Origin of the sequence: Hydrogenophaga flava NBRC 102514, assembly GCF_001571145.1 — a bacterium.
Taxonomy (GTDB): domain Bacteria; phylum Pseudomonadota; class Gammaproteobacteria; order Burkholderiales; family Burkholderiaceae_C; genus Hydrogenophaga; species Hydrogenophaga flava.
In genome coordinates this window covers 86,367-106,864 of sequence record NZ_BCTF01000002.1, presented here as the reverse complement: position 1 = coordinate 106,864, position 20,498 = coordinate 86,367, and the positions used below count along the sequence as shown (strand labels likewise).

General features: G+C 57.7%; 13 protein-coding genes. All 13 read left to right on the top strand.

Annotation, left to right across the window (positions count from 1 at the left end; translation table 11 throughout):
* Positions 1 to 2: 2 nt before the first annotated feature.
* The 13 genes from rfbC to HFL01S_RS02160 all read left to right on the top strand — a co-directional run bounded on the left by rfbC (position 3) and on the right by HFL01S_RS02160 (position 20,487).
* Positions 3 to 548, top strand: a complete 546-nt coding sequence (gene rfbC, locus HFL01S_RS02220) for a dTDP-4-dehydrorhamnose 3,5-epimerase (RefSeq protein WP_066254047.1) — start codon at positions 3 to 5, stop codon at positions 546 to 548.
* A 25-nt stretch (positions 549 to 573) separates the two neighbouring features.
* Positions 574 to 2,049 (top strand): mannose-1-phosphate guanylyltransferase/mannose-6-phosphate isomerase, encoded by a 1,476-nt coding sequence (locus HFL01S_RS02215; RefSeq protein ID WP_066254045.1) that lies wholly within the window; start codon positions 574 to 576, stop codon positions 2,047 to 2,049.
* Positions 2,049 to 2,840, top strand: a complete 792-nt coding sequence (locus tag HFL01S_RS02210; RefSeq protein WP_066254044.1) for an ABC transporter permease — start codon at positions 2,049 to 2,051, stop codon at positions 2,838 to 2,840. Before HFL01S_RS02215 ends, HFL01S_RS02210 begins: the two co-directional genes overlap by 1 nt.
* Before the next feature lie 22 nt (positions 2,841 to 2,862).
* Positions 2,863 to 4,173 carry an ABC transporter ATP-binding protein gene (locus tag HFL01S_RS02205; protein WP_066254043.1) on the top strand — a complete coding sequence of 437 codons (1,311 nt, stop codon included), beginning with the start codon at positions 2,863 to 2,865 and terminating at the stop codon, positions 4,171 to 4,173.
* Positions 4,170 to 6,356, top strand: a complete 2,187-nt coding sequence (locus tag HFL01S_RS24545) for a methyltransferase domain-containing protein (RefSeq protein ID WP_084383045.1) — start codon at positions 4,170 to 4,172, stop codon at positions 6,354 to 6,356. Before HFL01S_RS02205 ends, HFL01S_RS24545 begins: the two co-directional genes overlap by 4 nt.
* Positions 6,353 to 10,036, top strand: a complete 3,684-nt coding sequence (locus HFL01S_RS24540) for a glycosyltransferase (RefSeq protein ID WP_084383044.1) — start codon at positions 6,353 to 6,355, stop codon at positions 10,034 to 10,036. The genes HFL01S_RS24545 and HFL01S_RS24540 overlap by 4 nt, the downstream gene beginning before the upstream one ends.
* A gap of 133 nt (positions 10,037 to 10,169) precedes the next feature.
* The gene (locus tag HFL01S_RS02185; RefSeq protein WP_084383043.1) at positions 10,170 to 12,461 is read left to right on the top strand and encodes a glycosyltransferase family 2 protein; all 2,292 of its coding nucleotides are present in this window, start codon (positions 10,170 to 10,172) and stop codon (positions 12,459 to 12,461) included.
* Positions 12,462 to 12,482: 21 nt separating this feature from the next.
* The gene (locus HFL01S_RS25345; protein WP_169802301.1) at positions 12,483 to 13,082 is read left to right on the top strand and encodes a hypothetical protein; all 600 of its coding nucleotides are present in this window, start codon (positions 12,483 to 12,485) and stop codon (positions 13,080 to 13,082) included.
* Positions 13,042 to 14,196 (top strand): glycosyltransferase family 4 protein, encoded by a 1,155-nt coding sequence (locus HFL01S_RS24535; protein WP_169802300.1) that lies wholly within the window; start codon positions 13,042 to 13,044, stop codon positions 14,194 to 14,196. The genes HFL01S_RS25345 and HFL01S_RS24535 overlap by 41 nt, the downstream gene beginning before the upstream one ends.
* Positions 14,193 to 15,227 (top strand): GDP-mannose 4,6-dehydratase, encoded by a 1,035-nt coding sequence (gene gmd, locus HFL01S_RS02175; RefSeq protein WP_066254031.1) that lies wholly within the window; start codon positions 14,193 to 14,195, stop codon positions 15,225 to 15,227. Before HFL01S_RS24535 ends, gmd begins: the two co-directional genes overlap by 4 nt.
* Entirely contained in the window at positions 15,227 to 16,111 is an 885-nt protein-coding gene (locus HFL01S_RS02170; protein ID WP_066254028.1) for an NAD-dependent epimerase/dehydratase family protein, read from the top strand. The genes gmd and HFL01S_RS02170 overlap by 1 nt, the downstream gene beginning before the upstream one ends.
* A 178-nt stretch (positions 16,112 to 16,289) precedes the next feature.
* Positions 16,290 to 18,299 (top strand): glycosyltransferase family 4 protein, encoded by a 2,010-nt coding sequence (locus HFL01S_RS02165; protein ID WP_066254025.1) that lies wholly within the window; start codon positions 16,290 to 16,292, stop codon positions 18,297 to 18,299.
* 10 nt (positions 18,300 to 18,309) lie between these two features.
* Positions 18,310 to 20,487 carry a glycosyltransferase family 2 protein gene (locus tag HFL01S_RS02160; protein WP_245644722.1) on the top strand — a complete coding sequence of 726 codons (2,178 nt, stop codon included), beginning with the start codon at positions 18,310 to 18,312 and terminating at the stop codon, positions 20,485 to 20,487.
* Positions 20,488 to 20,498: the final 11 nt, after the last annotated feature.

The window sequence follows — 20,498 nt, the reverse complement described above, 5'->3', positions numbered from 1 at the left end:
CCATGAAAGCGACCCCACAGTCCATCCCCGAGGTCATCCTGTTCGAGCCCAAGGTGTTCGGCGATGAGCGCGGCTTCTTCTTCGAGAGTTTCAACCACGCCCGCTTTGAAGAAGCGGTGGGGCGCCCCGTGCGCTTCGTGCAGGACAACCACTCCAAATCCACAAAGGGCGTGCTGCGCGGGCTGCACTACCAGGTCCAGCAGGCCCAGGGCAAGCTGGTGCGAGTGGTCCAGGGCGAGGTGTTCGATGTCGCGGTCGACATCCGCCGCTCATCGCCCACCTTCGGGAAATGGGTGGGCGTGCACCTGACGGCTGAGAACAAGCACCAGCTGTGGGTGCCCGAGGGCTTTGCGCACGGCTTCGTCGTACTCAGCGAGACCGCCGAGTTCCTCTACAAGACGACCGACTACTACGCCCCTGCTCACGAGCGCAGCATCCTCTGGAACGATCCCGACCTAGGCATCGAGTGGGGATACGACGGAACACCGACCCTGTCGGGCAAGGACCAGGCAGCCCTGCTGCTCAAGAACGCCGAAGTTTTTGACTGATACCCCAAGGAATGACTAGTTACCGATGAAACTCGTTTCCGTTGTTCTCTCCGGCGGAGCAGGTACCCGCCTGTGGCCCGCATCTCGCCAGGCCTACCCCAAGCCTTTCATGAAGCTGGGTGGTCGAACCCTGCTGGAACAAGCCATCAGCCGAGGCCAGGCGTGCGGCACCGACCACCTGATCGTGGTCACCAACCAGGACCACCTGTTCCTGACCCAGGGTCTGCTGGCTGAGATGTCGGACCCGCCTCATCCTCACTACCTCCTCGAACCCAAGGGTCGAAACACAGCGCCGGCGATTGCACTGGCTGCCCTCGCCTGTCAGAAGCTGCATGGCGACGATGCCGTGATGCTGGTTCTGCCGGCCGACCACCTGATCCCGGACACCGAGTCTTTTGTGACCAACGCGCTGGAAGCTGCCCGTCATGCGCAAGGTGGGCAGCTCGTCGCGTTCGGCATACAGCCGTCTGGACCGGAAACCGGTTTCGGCTACATCGAGGTCGCCAAAGTCGGGCGGCAGGCCCAACCGGTGCTTCAGTTTGTTGAAAAACCCGATCTCGCCACCGCGCAGGAGTACCTCGCCACCGGCCGCTACTACTGGAACAGCGGCATGTTCTGCTTCACCACAAGAGGCATTCTGGAGGCGCTCGCAAACCACGCTCCTGACGTGCTAGAGACGGCGCAAACAGTGATGAACAGCGGCGGCACCTCGGCGCTGCCGCCGACTGGCGCCGTCGGGGCCGCCCAGGTGACGCGCTTTGACGCACATACCTTTGGCCTGCAGCCTGACATCAGCATCGACTACGCTGTCATGGAGAAGGCTGGCAACGTTATGCTGGTGCCGGCTCGTTTCGGGTGGAGCGATGTCGGTGCCTGGCCCTCTGTGGCGCAATCACATACGGCCGATGCAGCGGGCAATACGATGGGAACCACTGGGGACACCCACTGGGCTGCGGTGGACACGACCGGCACCCATGTGCATATGGAGAGCCATGGCCACAAGGTGATCGCCACAGTGGGGGTCAAGGACCTTGTGGTGGTAGACACCCCCGACGCACTGCTGGTTGCCAGCAAGGAACAGGCTCAGAACGTCAAGCGCGTGGTTGAGATGCTCAAGGAGCGGCACATCGAGAGTGCGTCTTACCAGACCACCATCCTGCCCGCCGCCGTACAGCGCCCCTGGGGCACATACGCAACCTTGAAAGAAGAGGCGGGCTACAAGGTCAAACGCATCACTGTGCGCCCCGGACAGAGCCTGAGCCTGCAGTACCACCACAAACGAGCCGAGCACTGGGTTGTTGTGCAAGGCGAAGCGCTGATCCAGATCGGAGATACCGAAACCACCACGCGCGCTGGCGAATACCGATACATACCGCTCAAGGAGCGACACCGGCTGACCAATATTGGTGATGCAGAGCTCGTGCTGATCGAAGTGCAATGTGGCACCTACCTGGGTGAAGACGACATCGTTCGCCTTGCGGACGTCTACGGCAGAGCGTGATGCAGGTATTCCGCGCCCTCTGGGCTTACCGCGGCTTTATCCTGGGCAGCGTCAAACGAGAGTTCCAGTCCAAGTACCGCAACTCCGTTTTGGGTGCGGCCTGGAACATCCTGAATCCGCTCTCGATGATCGTGGTCTACACGGTCATCTTCTCGGAGGTGATGAAGGCCCGACTGCCTCAGGTCGAGAGCACCTATGCCTTCAGCATCTATCTGTGTTCAGGCCTGCTGACCTGGGGTCTCTTTGCGGAGATCACCAACAGTGCCACCAACATGTTCGTTGCCAATGCCAACCTGCTCAAAAAGCTCAGCTTCCCACGGTTGTGTCTGCCGGTCATCGTGGTCAGCAATGCACTGCTGAACTTCGCCATTGTGTTCGGCCTGTTCGTGGTGTTCCTGATCATCAGCGGGAATTTCCCTGGCCTTGCATTTGCAGCCATGGCGCCGCTGCTGGCGCTGCAGGTGGCCTTTGCCATTGGCCTTGGCATCACACTGGGCATGCTCAACGTGTTCTTCCGTGACGTCGGGCAGTTCTTCGGCATCTTTCTGACGTTCTGGTTCTGGCTCACCCCCATCGTCTATCCCACCACAATCCTGCCGGCAGAAAGCCAGGCCTACATGCGCTGGAACCCCATGTTCCGGCTGGTCACCGCCTACCACGAGGTACTGGTGTACGGGCGTTGGCCAAACTGGTACAGCCTCTGGCCGGTGGCGGCGCTGTCCGTGGCTCTTTGCGCCTACGGCCTCTACCTGTTCCGTCGACGAGCCGGCGAGATGGTGGACGAACTCTGAACGGCAGCTGACAGGAAGCATCATGGGCACGATCTCCGTTTCCCACCTGGGCAAGGCCTACAAGCAGTACAAGTCACGCCGCGCGCGACTGGCCGAATGGCTGCTGCCCTTCTACCCCAAGCGGCACACCCTCAAATGGGTTCTGCAGGACATCAGCTTCACCGTGAACCCAGGCGAGGCGGTAGGCATCATGGGCATCAACGGCGCGGGAAAGAGCACGCTCCTCAAGATGCTTACTGGCACAACCCGACCAACAACTGGCACCGTTCATTTGACTGGCCGAGTTGCAGCTATGCTAGAACTTGGAATGGGTTTCCACCCCGACTTCACAGGCAAGCAGAACGTCTTGATGGCAGGCCAGCTGCTCGGCAACTCCACAGAAGAGATTCAAAGACTGCTCCCCGAAATTGAGGCGTTTGCTGAAATAGGAGAGTACATCGATCAACCCGTCCGTGTGTACAGCAGCGGCATGCAAGTTCGCCTCGCTTTTGCTGTCGCAACAGCCATCCGGCCTGACATCCTGATCGTAGATGAAGCGCTTTCCGTTGGAGACGCATATTTCCAAGCAAAGTGCTTTCAACGCATTAACGAGTTCAAAGAACGAGGCACGACACTTCTATTGGTTACTCACAGCACTGCGGACGTCGTCAAACATTGCAGCCGCGCCATTTTTCTGAAAAATGGGCAAGTAGTCATGGATGGTTCTTCGAGAGCGGTTTCCAACCGCTATATGGACGAGCTGTTCGGCAAGCGGAAGAACACTCACGCTGAACCCTACGTAGCCAACGACAAGGAAGAGCAACAGTTCTTTCAAGGGGCGATTGACGAGTTCCATACCCGTCCTGGTTACCATCCAAAAGAGCATCGGTGGGGACATGGTGGAGCAGTCATCCTCGACTATCTTTTGATTGCCGATGGTGAAAAATACCCTACTCGTATTGAGGCGAACGCCAACACTGACCTCATCTTCAAAGTTCGATTTGACACCGATTTTGAGAGTGTTGTCCCCGGCTTTCTAATAAAGACACTAGAGGGCATCTTTCTCTATGGCACCAACTCCTTTGTCTCTTCACACGGGAGAGAAATTATCTCAGTTCGCGCTGGAGAGACCAAGCTATTCAAGTTTTCCCTGCCCCTAACCCTCAATGAAGGGCACTACCTAGTGTCGTTCGGGATATCCTCTGGCGACCCCCTGAGCAATTTAGTGCCTCTTGATCGCCGTTATGATTCGGTCTTACTCCACGTAGGTCGAACTCTGCAATTTTGGGGCATTGTGGATCTCGAAGCCTCATTTCAAAAGCTGGACACCCCACAGAAGAGTATCACGGCATGATTAAGCACTTTGTTGCGGACCTGCCAGAGGTCTACCAGCCTATTTATGGGCATCCAGAATTGTCTCACCATGTGTCCCGAACCAGTCTCAATCGGTTCGAACACATTGCACGTATCCATGACGCGATGCAGCGTATGCTCTCCAGACCGCTTCGAGTGCTGGACCTTGGTTGTGCCCAAGGTTATTTCAGCCTCAACTTGGCCGAGCGCGGTGCAACCGTTCATGGGGTCGACTACCTCGAAAAAAATGTAGCTCTTTGCAATGCAATTGCTAGAGAGAATACGTCTTTGGCTGTCAGTTTCGAAGTAGGCAGAATCGAGGATATCATCGGCCGCCTGGTGCCGGGCCAGTATGACCTTGTGCTGGGGCTGAGCGTCTTCCATCACATCGTGCACGAAAAAGGTGTCGCAGTTGTCCAGGATCTTCTTGGCCTTGCTGCAGAAAAAAGCGGGGCATTAGTGCTGGAACTAGCACTTCGCGAAGAGCCTCTCTACTGGAGTGCCTCACAACCTGAAGACCCTAGATCGTTGCTGGCATCGATTCCTTTTGTCCATGAAGTTGCGCGGCACGGCACTCACTTGGCTAACATTGCTCGGCCATTGCTTGTTGCTAGCAGTCAATACTGGATACTGAATGGTCAGGCCTCTCACTTCCACAGCTGGACAATGGACCCCCACGCTCTGGCCAACGGAGTCTATCAGTCAAGTCGCCGCTATTTTTTCGGACAGGACCAAATAGTCAAGCAATATCGACTTGATCATGTACTAGGCGAAGCTAATCTGAGTCATTTCAGTCGCGAGACGGAATTCCTGAAGAATCCATCTACTGGATTCCTTGCTGCAAAACTCATCCATTGCGACAGTAATGAAAAGGAAGCTTGGGTGGTCATGCAAAGACTGCCTGGTCGGCTTCTTCTTGACTTGCTGCGCGAGAAGACCGCTCTCAATACCCATGCATTGTTGCTAACCGTTCTGGAGCAACTGACATGTCTTGAGGCAGCAGGACTATTCCATGATGATGTCCGGACGTGGAATGTTCTTGTTGCCGATGACGGTGCTGTGCATCTCATCGACTACGGCTCTATTTCCCCTGTTGCGAAGGACTGTGTCTGGCCCGTCAACCCTTTCTTCTCATTCTTTATATTCCTCCAAGAAGTCGTCAACCGCGAGATCGATGACCCAGATCCATTGCGATCCATCGCGATCAGCCCTTTGAGACTACCACCACAATACCAAGCGTGGGCATCAGCGCTTTGGTGCATTCCCATGGCCAAATGGTCCTTCCGGCTCATGTACCAGTCTTTGCTGAATGGTTCGGAAAATAGCAATTGTTATCCGTCCACCAGCAGCCCCCAAGATTTCTGGATGCAGGTGATTGAGGAAGCGATAGAAGCGCAAAAGAAGTTGAGTCAGCACATTAGAAGCGGCTTGCGCGCAGTGCAGACCGAACTCAGGACTTCTGGCGAAACGTTGACGGCAAATTCTGCTGTCGCGAAAGAGGCCATCTCTATGGCGTACCAAGCAGTTACCTCTTCTGCACACTCATCCTCTGTCGCACAACAAGCCCTTTCCTCCGCTGACCGCACCATCTCGATCGCACAACATGCCATTGCCGCGGCTGACCACGCCTCATCCGTCGCTCAACAAGTACAGATTGACGTGACTCAGGCACGAGATAAGATTGTTGCTTTAGAAGCGACGCTGCACAGCCTTCAGCATTCATTAGCGATCAGGGACCAGCGCGTTAGTGACCTTCTCAACAGTACTTCCTGGCGTGTGACCGCACCACTGCGGTGGCTGAGTTCCGGAATCCGGCGTGCGATTACTACCCTGTCTCGGGCATTGAAATTTTTAGTTCGCTCGCTGTTATTGCCGCCGATGAGGTTTGTGCTTGGGCAACCACGATTGCGACTGCGACTTTCAGCAGCTCTGAAGCGGTTCCCGACGATTGCACACCACCTCCATTTAATGGCGATCAACCGCGGTCTTGTGCAACCGCATGCTGCCCCCACATTCCCCACAGTTCTGAATACACCTACAACAGACTCTTCTTTCGAGTCGGGCAGCTCTCTGACTACCAAACCATTTTCACAATCCAACATCCCTTTGACGCCCCGCGCCAATCGGATTTTGGATGATTTAATGACAGCAATTGAGCGGAATAGACAGGCTAGCAAAGAATGAGAATCGTTATTGATATGCAGGGAGCACAAACGGAAAGCCGCTTCAGGGGCATTGGCCGCTACACCCTCTCGTTCGCGCAGGCCTTAGCTAACAACCGGGGTGAGCACGAGGTCATCCTTGCTCTCTCCGGTCTATTCCCCGACACCATCGATCCTATCCGTTACGCCTTTGATGGTGTCTTGCCACAAAGGAACATCCTAGTCTGGCAAGCACCCGGTCCAGTTTGTGCGAGGCGAGAAAACAACGAAAGTCGACGCGAGGCGGCTGAGTTGATGCGCGAAGCCTTCCTAGCAAGTCTGCGACCCGATGTCATTCACGTCTGCAGTCTGTTCGAAGGCTATGTAGACGATGCAGTGACCAGCATTGGTCGGCTTGATACGACAACACCCGTGAGCGTCACTCTTTATGACCTCATTCCGCTGCTGAACGCTGATCACTATCTGAAACCCAATCCTAGCTACGAACGGTATTACCTCAGTAAGATCGAGTCCCTCAAACGAGCGAGCTTGCACCTAACAATCTCAAATTTCTCCAGACAAGAAGCCATTGAGGCGTTAGGAATTGCTGAAGGACACGCCATAAACATTTCCACGGCGATTGATGAAGTTTTTCGCCCCATAAGCTTGGATGCCCGTACAAGCAATAGTCTTAGACAAAAATATGCCATCCAGCGTCCTTTCGTGCTTTATACCGGAGGCGCGGATGATCGAAAAAATCTACCAAGACTCATTGACGCGTTTGCTGCACTGCCAGTTAGCCTTCGCAGCGCTCATCAACTGGTCTTTGCCGGTAGGATGCCAGAAGGCGAGATTTCCCGCCTCAAGGAGCATGCTAGCGATGCTGGCGTCACAGAAGGTGAACTGCTGTTCACGGGCTATGTTGCCGATGATGAGCTAATCCACCTCTACAACCTGTGCTCGCTGTATGTTTTCCCCTCTTGGCATGAGGGCTTCGGACTGCCAGCATTAGAGGCCATGGCTTGCGGCGCTCCTGTTATTGGATCTAATACCTCGAGTTTACCTGAGGTAATTGGGCTTGACGATGCACTATTTGATCCATTCAGTGCAACAGCCATCTCCAAGAAAATCGCTCAAGCACTATCCGACAGTGAGTTCCGCTGCAGATTGAGCAAAAATGGCTTATTACAAGCAAAAGCTTTCTCCTGGAACGACACAGCCAGCCGAGCGATGAAAGCGTGGGAGATGCTTGCAGGCGAAGAGCCCCAAAATTCAGTTTCATGGGAGCAAACCGCAAAGCAATTAGATTCCATCTATCGGATTTTGATCGATAAAATTGCATCAGCCACATCAGCAGGCCCTTCAAATTTCGATACCGACCTGCGACACATTGCATCCTGCATCGCACACAACACACAACAACTTGATCAGCACCTTCGTCCCAAAACACTTCCGCCAAGCATTAACTGGCGAATCGAGGGACCATTCGATAGCAGCTATAGCTTGGCCTTGGTAAATCGCGAAGTTGCACGAGCATTGTCAGCCTTAGGTCACCGCGTAGCCTTGCATTCCACCGAGGGACCCGGCGACTTTGTGCCGAATGAAGCATTTCTATCAGACAAAATGGACTTGATTGAAATGCATAGACGCTCTTCCACCATTTCGTCACTCGACTCCGACGTAGCAAGCCGAAACCTCTACCCGCCCAGGGTATTGGACATGAATAGCAGGCTAAATGCACTACATGCATATGGCTGGGAGGAATCTGGATTCCCATCAGAGTACGTCGACGCTTTTAATCTTTCCCTGCAGGGCATGACAGTAATGTCCGAACATGTCCGGAAAGTGATGATTGATCATGGGGTTACCATCCCCATAGAAGTAAGCGCGCTAGGAATTGACCATTGGTATCGCATCAATTCGGACAAGAGCTTCCACATCAGCGCACGCTCTTTCCGATTTCTGCATGTATCATCCTGCTTCCCCCGAAAGGGGGCTGAGGTTATGTTGCGCGCCTATGGCAAGGCTTTTCGCGCATCCGATGATGTGACATTGATCATCAAGACCTTTCCGAACCCTCACAATGAGATACATCGCTGGCTGATTGATGCCAGAGCAAATGATTCAGGATATCCCGACGTTCTCATTCTGGAAGAAGATTATTCTGAGCCGAAATTGAAAGCTCTCTACGAGCAATGTCACGCACTGGTGGCCCCCAGCTGTGCCGAGGGGTTTGGTTTGCCCATGGCTGAAGCCATGATATCCGGCCTGCCAGTAATCACCACTGGCTGGAGTGGTCAGACTGACTTTTGTACACAAGAAACTGCTTGGCTTATCGACTACAAATTTGCGCGAGCAAGAACCCACTTTGATCTCTCCGCTTCGGTTTGGGCTGAACCCGACGAGGAACATCTGACTGAACTCATGCGCGAGGTATATGAGACGCCAGAAGATGCACGGCAGGTCCGCGTTACCGCTGGGCAGCGCAAGTTGAATGAGCACTTTCAATGGTCCCAAACAGCCGAACGCATGGTAGAGGCCGCTCGCCATTGGGCCGAAGGCACGGAGGTTGTAACTCCGCGCATTGGCTGGGTATCAACCTGGAATACCCGTTGCGGCATTGCCGCCTATTCAGAACATCTCATCAACTGCATGCCTACTCCAGTAACCGTGTTGGCTGCGCATACAGATTCGAATATCTTTGATGATGCTCAATACATTAAACGCTGCTGGACGACTGGCGACAATGACTCCCTGGACGATTTATCTAAGGCCATCCATGAACATAGCCTTGACACCATCGTTGTTCAATTCAACTTTGGCTTCTTCGATCTTGCAGTCTTTGCAAAATTCCTGAACGAACAAATAGACTTCGGCCGAACAGTAGTTGTGACCATGCATGCCACGACCGATCCCATGCATGCCCCACACAAAAAACTCGGCACTATCGCACCAACCTTAATGCGTTGCCACCGCATTTTGGTGCACTCAACCAATGATATGAACCGGCTCAAAAAGCTCGGATTAGTCGACAATGTTTCCCTATTCCCGCACGGCCTCATCGATTACGCACCAAATGCAAGATCCGCCCCTAGAAATGATGAAGAACTTGTGATCGCATCATACGGCTTTTTCCTTCCACACAAGGGACTGCTTGAGCTGATTGATGCCTTTGCAATTCTGCGCTCCAAGGGTATGCGCGTACGCTTGCAGATGATAAATGCTGAATATCCTGCACAAGAATCAAGAGACATCATTGAGCAGGCCAAGAGAAAGATATTGACTATGGACTTGAATGACACCGTGTCCGTATGCACTGACTACCTGGACGATAGAGAGTGTTTAGACAAGCTATCCAAAGCCGACCTGATTGTTTTTCCATACCAAGACACAGGCGAGTCATCGAGCGCAGCTGTCCGCCACGGAATCGCAAGCGGCCGTCCTGTGGCGGTCACTCCGCTAAGCATCTTTGACGACGTGGCACAAGCAGTGTACTTCCTCCCAGGAACATCACCCATGGATATTGCCGAGGGCATAGTTCATGTTTCAAATGTCATCCTGTCCAAGGGGGACATTTTCGAAAAAAAGGCACAGCAAAATGAGCGCTGGCGTGCAGCGCATCGCCACTCTAAAGTTGGCCTTCGTTTAAATCAGATGCTACTTGCCTTGACCAGGGACTCCAAACGAGTCAAACAGAGATCGGCAGAGGGCATCTGCAACTAAATCGTCGCGCAAACTGCTCAGACTCCCTTGACATAAGCTGCAGCGGGTTGCTGGGCTTGTTTGCCATGTTTTGCATTTTCTTAGCGGCCCATTGGAAGGCGCAATCCCTCCACCACATTGAATTTCCAACAAGATGAACCACCCTTTGGAGAGCTCTCCAGCCTCAAACAAGATTGAGACAAGTTCTCGGGTGTCGCTTCTCGAGATGCGCACTGCGCAATATCGCCAGCGTATCGAATTGCTGGAAGCCACATTGCGAAGCTCCGTGCAGCGACAGGTCGTCATGGAGAAGCAGATCGAGCAGATGCTGGTTCGCCTTGACGCTGCGGAAGCCCATTGCAACTGGACCACAGACCAACTGGGCGGGATCCATGCACGTTTGCAGGCCGACGCCTCTCGTTCTTCAGGGCTCAGGCGGATCAAAAACCGCTTGGTACTGCCGGTGTTGCGGCGTGCCGTCCCGCTGATCTTCAAGGCAGCTGGCGTTGCGCCCGGGGCGCGCGACTCGGCAGCGTTCTGGTTGTATGAGCGGCATCGCGGCCTCTACGACAAGCTAAAGGACATCGCTCCGGGCACTTTCAGCGTGTTAGAGACGTCCACTCGGAATCCGGAGTGGCAGGCTCAGCTCAAAGCAAACGCTATGGCATCGCGAATGCAAGGCGTGCCAGCCCTGAGCGATGTGCCCAACACACGAGAGGCCGTGCTGGCCAACCCGCATTTGGACAACCTGCCCCGACCGCTTGATTCGGTCATCGACACGTTCTCGATGGCAACAGCGCAACAGGATGAAGAGCTCAAGGAAGTTGCTCGGCTGAGCCAAGCGCGCAACGGTCCGGTGTCTGTCGGATTTGTGGTGTTTCTCAACGGGCAGGGCGGCGAAGCCATCGACCGCACGCTGCAATCGGTCTTCCGCCAGACCGACCCGTCCTGGGAACTGCTGCTGTGTGCACACCAGGACCCGGACGACACGGTGGCCAACTGGCTGGACCGGGATTGGAGAATCCGCCGCGTCCCAGCGCAGAACTCCGAAGTTGAGGCATTGATCGCGGCCGCCGGATTGTCAACCTCGTCTTTCCTGGGATTGATCACTCCCGGCGATGTAGTGGACGACGATCTGGTCAAGCGCATCGGGCAACTGGTGGCCGAGCGTGAGGAGCTGATGGCCGTCTATACAGACGAAGCGATCATGCACGCAGATGGCACCGAGAGCGAGCGCTTCCACAAACCCGGCTGGTCACCGGACCATCAACTCGCGGTCAATGTTCTGGGGCGTTTTCTCGCGATCAGGAAATCAATGTTGCTGTCGCTGCCTTGCGAACCTTGGCAATCGTCTGTCGCCGCCGAGTACCTGCTGTCGCTTCGTCTGGTGGGCCAGCACGCCCCTGCGGGGCACCTGGAGGAGGTGATGTACCTCAGGCAAGACGCACCCGCAGGAGGAAGCGCACCAGCAGTGGGCGGATTGTTGACAGAACCCGCCTTGCTGGCAGCGGCCCCCGAAGCGCAGACCTATCTTCAGCAGACCACAGACCCAGGCGCCATTGTTCTACCCGACACACAAGCCGGGGCCTTGCGCGTCCGCTGGTCCATTCCATCGGCGCTTCCCGTGACCCTGGTGATCCTCAGCAACATGCGCTATCGCACGGTGGAAGGCAGAGGATCCTTCCTCATGGTGCTGAACTTCGTCAACTCGGTCATTGCCAAATCGACCTACCCCAACTACAAGATCATCGTGGTCGACGATGGCTACGTGCCTGACGAGTTGGAGGCCGTGTTGCGCTCTCATGGCCATTCGACGGCGACGTACCATGCGGAGGGCGCGTTCTCGTTTGCGGGCAAGTCAAACTTCGCAACTTCGTTGGTTCCATCCGGCGTTGTCGTGCTGCTCAATGACGATCTGGAGGTGATTGCCCCCGATTGGATCGAGGCACTGGTGGAGCAGGTGTGTCGACCTGAGGTGGGCGTGGTTGGTGGCCAGTTGCTCTTCCCGGATGGGACGATCCAGCACGCGGGCATCGCCATTGGTCTGAATGGTTCAGCGGGGCATGTCTTCATGGGTCATCCATCTGACGCGTCGGAGTATGGTCGCTATGCATCGGTGATTCGAAACTATGGCGCGGTGACTGGCGCCTTGATGGCCTACCGCAAGGAGGTCTTCGACAGGCTGGGTGGCTTCGACGAGTTCTTCCGCGTCGACTACAACGACATTGACTTCTGTCTGCGCTGCGTGGCGCATGGTTACAGAGTCGTGTACACGCCCTACGCGAAGCTCTACCACTTTCACAACTCCACGTTCAACCGGACACACGATCTGGGTCACGAGCGCACCGAGTTCCTCCGACGATGGCAGTCGTGGGTTGACTTCGATCCCTACTGTGGTACCCGTCTGGGGGCCCTGTGCCGAGAAAACACCCACCCGGCAGCCTGACACCAGATTCGACCGAACAGCATGATCGACCCATCAACACTGGATCCGTTTTCGCAAGAAGACTTCCGGCATGTCCTGGATGCCCTCGACACTGAAGCCAAGGCACTCGCAAACGCCATGGGGGCGAACTGGGACCAGGCGCTGGGCCCCCAAGCTGGCCGCCACAGCATCACTACCCAGGTACTTGCAATAGCACGCTCAGGACTGTTCGACGCGAAGCACTATCTCGCCACGAACCCCGACCTCGCCGCGCTTGGCCTCAATGCATTGAGGCACTACGTGGAGTACGGAGATGCCGAGGGGCGATGGCCCAACGCCTGCTTCAACCCCAAGGCCTATCGAGGCTATTTTCCGGATGGTGCGCTCAAGGGCATTTGCGCGCTCTACCACTACGCCGTGCTCGGTGAAGCACTGGGATTGGGTGCGCCTCCCGACTTCGACGGCCAACGCTATCTGGCCACCTATCCTGCGCTGGCCCCCCTGGCTGGACCGCCCCCTCTGTCATTTTCTGAACGTCGGTCGTCACCATGGAATGGCACTGCACCATCGCATTCGACTGTCAGCGGACCAACGAGTCCAGGTGCGCGAGAAGCCCCCGACAACGTCTATTCAGCTCCATGAGGACAATCCACTGATCAACGTGGTGGGCCCGCTGGACAAGGTTTCGGGTCTCGGTGTGAGCGCACGTGGCTATCTCCGGGGGCTGCGGGAAGCAGGATTCACCAGACTGGGGACGATGTGCCAGCCGCTGGCATTTCCCAGGCAAAGTGCCATCCCCCCTGGTGAGCTTCCTCTCCCACCATTCATCCAAGATGCACTGATCAATGTGGTTCACATGAACGGGGACACTTTGCCCTTGATGCTGGAGCACGGAGGTGGTCATGAGTTGCTCGACGGCGCCCACAACATCGCTGTCTGGTACTGGGAGCTTCCTGTGTTGCGGCCGGAGTGGCACGCTTCGCTCAAGTACTTCAACGAATTCTGGGCACCCACACCTTTCATTGCCGATACGCTGCGTTCGGCCACGTCCAAGCCGGTCACGCTCATGCCGCCCTATCTCAAGTACCTTGAGACCATGCCGGTGCGAAAAACCCAGGACCAGGGGCATCCGCGCTACTTCGTCTACTGTTTCGATGCCAACAGCATCCTGGAGCGGAAAAACCCGTTGGCACTGGTGAAAGCCTTCGAGCAGGCATTCCCTGACCACGACGAACACGGGGATGTGGAACTGGTGCTCAAGGTCACATACCCCAATCGAGAGATTGAGGAGGTAGACGCCCTGTACCAGCACTCAGCGAGCAATCCCAGAATCAAGGTTGTGGACGAGTTGCTTGCAACAGCAGATCTTCACGACCTCATCGCCAACTCGCTCGCGTATGTGTCACCGCACCGCTCCGAAGGTCTGGGACTGACCGTGATCGAGGCTATGGCCGCTCAAGTGCCGATCATCACAACATCGTTCGGCGGACTGGCATCGTTCGTGGATTCGGCCACCGCATGGCCGGTCGCATTCAACAAAGTGGAATTGCCAGCGGAATACCATCCCTACCCCAAAGGGTTCGTCTGGGTTGATCCAGATATCGACTCCATGGCGGACCAGATGCGCCAGGTGGTTCGATCTCCCGAAGAAGCCGCCATGCGCGCCGCCACGGCTCGTCAGCGTGTGCTGGACTGCTTCTGTTCGGATCGGCTCATCGACCAATATCAATCAGCCTTCAAAAGGACACAACAATGAAAACCGCAATCATCACCGGCATCACCGGCCAGGACGGCGCCTACCTCGCAGAACTGCTGCTGAACAAGGGCTACGCCGTCTACGGCACCTACCGCCGCACCAGCTCCGTCAACTTCTGGCGCATCGAGGAACTTGGCGTTCAGAACCACCCCAACCTGCACCTGGTCGAGTACGACCTGACCGACCTGGGCGCGAGCATCGCACTGGTGCAGAAGGTTCAGCCCGACGAGATCTACAACTTGGCGGCGCAAAGCTTTGTTGGCGTGAGCTTCGACCAGCCCACCACTACGGCCCAGATCACCGGCGTGGGCGCACTGAACCTGCTCGAAGCGATCCGCCTGGTCAACCGCAAGATCCGCTTCTACCAGGCCAGCACATCCGAGATGTTCGGCAAGGTGCAGGCCATTCCGCAGGTCGAGAGCACCCCTTTCTACCCGCGCAGCCCCTATGGCGTGGCTAAGCTGTACGCCCACTGGATGACCATCAACTACCGCGAAAGCTACGACATCTTCGGCAGCAGCGGCATCCTGTTCAACCACGAAAGCCCGTTGCGTGGCCGCGAGTTCGTCACCCGCAAGATCACCGATGCAGTGGCCAAGATCAAGCTCGGACAGCTTGACTGCGTGGAACTGGGCAATCTGGACGCCAAACGCGACTGGGGCTATGCCAAGGAATACGTCGAGGGCATGTGGCGCATGCTGCAAGCCGATCGGCCCGACACTTTTGTGCTGGCCACCAACCGCACGGAGACCGTGCGCGACTTCGTGCGCATGGCGTTCAAGGGTGCGGGCATTGAAGTGGACTTCCGCGGTCAAGCGGAAGACGAGACCGCAGTGGATGTGTCCAGTGGCAAGACCGTGATGCGGATCAACCCCAGGTTCCACCGACCGGCCGAGGTGGATTTGCTGATCGGCAACCCTGCGCACGCGAAAGCCACATTGGGCTGGGAACCCCAAACCACCCTTGAGCAACTGTGCCAGATGATGGTGGAGGCCGACCTGCGACGCAATCAGATCGGGTTTTCGTTCTGATGCGTATTCTTCTGACAGGAGCTTCGGGCTTCACCGGACGACATTTTCAGCAGGTAGCGACCGGGTACGGGCACGAGGCTGTCGACCTTTCAATCGATTTGACCGACGCATCCGCGGTGGCACGGGCGGTGGAGCGCGCCGGTCCGTGCGATGCCCTGGTGCACCTCGCAGCCATCAGCTTCGTGGGACATGCCGACGAATCGGCCTTCTATGCGGTCAACACCGTGGGCACGACAAATCTGCTCAGAGCATTCGATGCGCTTTCAGTCACCTCACGCCCTAGAAAGCTGCTCATCGCCAGCAGCGCCAACGTCTATGGAAACTGCCCTCAGTCTCCGATCACCGAAACCCAGTCACCAGCGCCGGTAAATCACTACGCGGCCAGCAAGCTGGCGATGGAACAGATGGCAATGACTTTCGCCGACCGTCTGCCCATCGTCATCACCCGCCCCTTCAACTACACGGGTCCTGGACAAGCCCCTTCATTTCTCATCCCCAAGCTGGTCGATCATTTCGCACGCCGGGCGCCGGCAATCGAGCTGGGCAATCTCCACGTCGAGCGGGAGTTCAACGACGTTCGCATGGTCTGCGAGGCCTACCTCCGGTTGCTTGACGACGGCGAGTCCGGCCAGATCTACAACGTGTGTACGGGTACAGTCTTCAGCCTGCAACAGGTACTTGACATGCTCGGGGCCATCACCGGTCACGATATCGATGTTCGGGTGAACCCGGCCTTCGTCCGCGCGAGCGAGGTGCACCAGCTGTGCGGAGCCCCCGAGAAGCTGATCAACTGCATTGGCCCGTTGCCGGCCTACCCACTCAGCAATTGCCTGTCGGTCATGCTTCAGGCACACGCCGCTCAAACGCAGTCCGCTCCACGCTGAACCCCCGCGGGGATCCCGGGGTGCGCCACCTATAATCGCGGGTTGGCCGCAGGTAGGTGCGGCCATGTCTATGAGCGCCTTACAGGATCCTCCAGTGTCTTCTCATACCGCGTGGTCAGCACGGGCTCCCTCGGACCAAACTGGCTGGCTCTTGGGCGTGCCTGCAGGGCTCCAGGCCATGGCCGCGATCCGTCCTGAACTGCGGCACCTGGATCTTGCGAAGCTGACGGACCGTCTGGCCTTCTATGCCCTGTGGGAGAGCAGGCTGCACCGGGAGTACCCCGAGCTGGAGTGGCGTCTGACCGCCAGCGACATGGCGCACCTGGGCAGCTACGACGTGTCACAGTTTCTTGCCGATGGAGGCACCGGCCTGTCCAGCGCACTTCAAGGCAACTGGCCAACGCTGCTCGACCTCATGCCGGGGTTCGAAGCACACAGCCGCGGCGGGCATATCGACGCCGCAGCCTTCACGAAGGCGTTGCCTTGGCCCTTGCAGCTGATCTGGAATGATCGCCCAGACCTGAAGGCTTCTCACGACATCCGAACCGACGAAGGTCGCATCGGACTGTTGCGCTGGTGGTTTCTCTTCGGACACCGCGAACATCCGCGCGTGCGCTGGAGCGTATCTGCGGAACTGAGCGCACTCGACTGGCATGTGCAGGGCCGTCTGCCCTGGCCACGCTTTCTGTCCCTGATCGTGGCTGGTCGCAGCGACCTGGACAAATCCCTCTTTGCACCCGACACGGAAGACAACTGGTTCAACGGTCTGGCGTGGTGGTTGCGAAGTGGTTGTGCCGAGTTCGGCGTCCCCTCCTGGTCTTTGATGTGGCTGACGGAATTGAGGCAACACCTCCATCAGCTTGCCACCTCATTCGATGCCTGCGCGCCCGAAAACGGCCGCTGCGGCAAGCCTCTGCCCTACGTGCCTTTCCGTGTCTGCTCGTCGCGCACCGACCTTCGGCAGGCGTTCGATCTCAGCCAGCCCGCGGGGTGTGATGCCCTGCTGGCGTGGTGGGCTGCTCACGGGGTCCGCGAGTACGGCCCTCTGGAATCGTTGTTCAACAACCCGCTGGACGAGCAACCGGGAATGAACATCGTCGGTTATGCGCGCAGTGTGATCGGTATTGCAGAGGATGTTCGCATGGCTGCCCAGTCTGCGGGCTTGGCCGGAATCCCCTTCGCCGTGGTCGATGCGCCCATGCCCGGCCCGCAGAAGTCAGACCACTCGCTGGACGGCCACATTGTCGAACGTCCGACATGGCCAGTCTCCCTCTACTGCCTGCCACCCACCGAGACCATCCGGCTCGGAATGGAAGGCGGTCGTCCATTGCTGGACTCTGGCACCTACAACATCGGTGGCTGGCACTGGGAACTGCCTGTCTGGCCGGACCACCTGACAGGGGTGATCGACTCGGTGGATGAGCTGTGGGTGTATAGCGATTTCGTCCGGCAAGCCTTTGCAAACAGAACTGAAAAGCCCGTTCGCAAGATGCCCCTGGCTGTCGAGCTGCCCGAGAGCCCAGCGCCAAACCGCTCGTTGTTTGGACTGCCCAACAACCGCTTTCTTTTCCTGGTCATGTTCGACGGCAACTCGTGGCTGTCCAGGAAGAACCCGCTTGCCGCAGTGCAAGCATTCAAGAAAGCCTTCCGCACCGACCAGGGTGTCGGATTGGTGATAAAGGCCATCACTCTCGACAGAAGTTCCGAGGCATGGCAGGCCATCGAGCATGAAATCGGTGGCGACCCGCGAGTGACCGTGATTGACCGGACCATGCAGCGGATCGAACTTGTGCAGCTCATGTCATCCTGCAACGCCTACGTGTCCCTGCACCGCTCAGAAGGCTTTGGCCGCATCATTGCTGAATCGATGCTGCTGGGGATACCCACGGTCACCACGGCGTTCTCCGGCAACACCGACTTCTGCACCCCTGAAACGAGCTACCTGGTTCAGGGACCGCTGGTGGCGCTCACCTCCAAAGACTACATCTTTCATCAGGGCCAATACTGGTGCGACCCGGACGTCAACCAGGCAGCTGAGCAGATGCAGCGGCTGGTCGAGCACAGGCAGGAAGCAGGTCGATTGGTGCAGAAGGCACAGGACAATATCCGTCGGCACTACTCCTCGCGCGCGGTGGCAGAAGCCTACCGTCTTCGACTGCGCGAGCTGCGCCAAGCCCATCTGATCTGAAGAAATCACAATGTCCGAACACGACACGTCCACCATGACCGAGTCTTCCAAAGTGCTGTCGCTGGAAGACGAGTGCGCCAGGCTTGCCGAAGAACTCAAGGACCGAGAACAGCAGCTGGTGGACCTGCTGCAGGACTACACCGACCGCAACCTGCAGCTGGTGTCCGCACAGCACCAGGTCATGACGCTGACCCAGCGCGTGCTGGCGCACGAAGAAGCTGCCAAGGCGCACGCGACCCACATCGACAATCTCTACCAGTCCACCAGCTGGCGCGTCACCGCCCCCCTGAGGCGCCTGAGTGTCGTGGCCCAGGACGTGAAGTACTCGGCTCGAGTGTTCCAGGAAGCGCTGGCAGCTGGCAAGGGGATGGGCTTGGCGTTCAAGCAGGCTCTGCATGCAAACGCCGCCGATGCCACTGCGGTTGCGGCAGAAGTGGCAGACCACGCGCCCAAGACCATGGATGTGCGCGACTACAAGGAGTGGGTGCGTCGATACGACACGCTGGACAGCGCAATGGTCGAGCAACTCAGGCAAGAGGCTGCCTCGATGACCGAAGTTCCGCTCGTATCGGTCGTGATGCCGACCTACAACGCCAACCTCGACTGGCTGGGGCAGGCTATCAGGTCCGTCCAGGAACAGCTGTATCCGCGCTGGGAGCTGTGCATCGCCGACGATGCGTCGACCGACCCCGAGGTCCGCCCCTTTCTGGAACAGTGGGTGGCCAAAGACCCACGCATCAAGGTCACCTTCCGGGACACCAACGGACACATCTCGGCGGCCACCAACAGCGCACTGGCCCTGGCGTCCGGCGACTGGATCACCTTTCTGGACCACGACGATGTGCTGCCTGCACACGCCCTGCTGTACATGGTCAAGGCCGTCGCCCGCCATCCCGACGCGCGGATGCTGTACTCGGACGAGGACAAGCTGGACGAGCACGGCAAGCGCTACGACCCCTATTTCAAGACCGACTGGAACCCGGACCTGTTCTATTCGCACAACCTGGTCACCCACCTGGCCTTCTACCGCGGCGACCTCATGCGCGAGGTGGGCGGTCTGCGGGAAGCCTATGCAGGCGCCCAGGACTACGACCTCGTGCTTCGGGTGATCGAGAAGGTGAAGGCCGAGCAGATCGTCCATGTGCCGTTCATCCTCTACCACTGGCGTGCCCATGCCGGCAGCACCGCCACGGCCGACCTGAACATCAAGCCTTACGCCATGCTCGCCGGTGAACGGGCGCTCAACGACCACTACAAGCGGATGGGCATCAATGCCCGGGCGCAGTTCATCGGCCACGGGTACCGCGCGCGCCACCGGCTGCCCAAACCGGCGCCCAAGGTCAGCATCATCATCCCGACCCGCAACGCGGTGGACCTCGTCAGGACGTGCGTGGAGAGCATCCGGGACAAATCCACCTACAAGAACTACGAAATCCTGCTGATGGACAACGGCTCGGACAATCCCGAGGCGCTGGCCTACTTCGCCGAGCAGGCCCAGACGCCCAACTTCCGGGTCATCGGCGACGATTCACCGTTCAGCTATTCGGCCATCAACAACCTGGGGGCCTCGCAGGCCACCGGCGAGGTGCTGTGTTTCCTGAACAACGACATCGAGGTGATCTCGCACGACTGGCTGGAGGAACTGGTGAGCCAGGCCTGCCGCCCGGGCATCGGCGCCGTGGGTGCCAAGCTGCTGTATCCGAACACCACCATCCAGCACGCCGGTGTCGTGCTGGGCATCGGCGGCTGGGCCGGGCATGCCCACAAAGGCTTCTCTCTCTATGCACACGGCTACGTCGGCAGGGCTTCGCTGGCGAGCAACTTCAGCGCAGTCACCGGCGCCTGCATGGCGGTGCAGAAAAAGCACTTTGACCAGGTCGGCGGGTTCGACGACGTCAACCTCAAGGTTGCCTGCAATGACGTGGACCTGTGCCTGCGGTTCGCCGAGATGGGCCTGCGCAACCTGTTCACGCCGCACGCCCTGCTCTTCCACCACGAGTCGGCCACCCGGGGCTACGAAGACACCCCGGAAAAGAAGGCACGGTTCCAGAAGGAGGTGGACTACATGTGGAAACGCTGGCCCGCCATGATGGCCCGCGACCCGGCCTACAGCCCGTATCTCTCGCTGGATCACGAGGACTTCGGTCTCGCCTGGCCCCCCCGCGTTCGCCACGGCGAGCCGGTCTGACCTGAGGGGTA

Excerpts from the sequence above, each read along its gene's own strand:
- HFL01S_RS02185 (WP_084383043.1), top strand. The coding sequence starts at position 10,170 with ATGAACCACCCTTTGGAGAGCTCTCCAGCCTCAAACAAGATTGAGACA.
- HFL01S_RS02215 (WP_066254045.1), top strand. The coding sequence starts at position 574 with ATGAAACTCGTTTCCGTTGTTCTCTCCGGCGGAGCAGGTACCCGCCTG.
- gmd (WP_066254031.1), top strand. The coding sequence starts at position 14,193 with ATGAAAACCGCAATCATCACCGGCATCACCGGCCAGGACGGCGCCTAC.
- HFL01S_RS02205 (WP_066254043.1), top strand. The coding sequence starts at position 2,863 with ATGGGCACGATCTCCGTTTCCCACCTGGGCAAGGCCTACAAGCAGTAC.
- HFL01S_RS02165 (WP_066254025.1), top strand. The coding sequence starts at position 16,290 with ATGGCCGCGATCCGTCCTGAACTGCGGCACCTGGATCTTGCGAAGCTG.
- HFL01S_RS02170 (WP_066254028.1), top strand. The coding sequence starts at position 15,227 with ATGCGTATTCTTCTGACAGGAGCTTCGGGCTTCACCGGACGACATTTT.
- rfbC (WP_066254047.1), top strand. The coding sequence starts at position 3 with ATGAAAGCGACCCCACAGTCCATCCCCGAGGTCATCCTGTTCGAGCCC.
- HFL01S_RS24545 (WP_084383045.1), top strand. The coding sequence starts at position 4,170 with ATGATTAAGCACTTTGTTGCGGACCTGCCAGAGGTCTACCAGCCTATT.
- HFL01S_RS02210 (WP_066254044.1), top strand. The coding sequence starts at position 2,049 with ATGCAGGTATTCCGCGCCCTCTGGGCTTACCGCGGCTTTATCCTGGGC.
- HFL01S_RS02160 (WP_245644722.1), top strand. The coding sequence starts at position 18,310 with ATGTCCGAACACGACACGTCCACCATGACCGAGTCTTCCAAAGTGCTG.
- HFL01S_RS25345 (WP_169802301.1), top strand. The coding sequence starts at position 12,483 with ATGATCGACCCATCAACACTGGATCCGTTTTCGCAAGAAGACTTCCGG.
- HFL01S_RS24540 (WP_084383044.1), top strand. The coding sequence starts at position 6,353 with ATGAGAATCGTTATTGATATGCAGGGAGCACAAACGGAAAGCCGCTTC.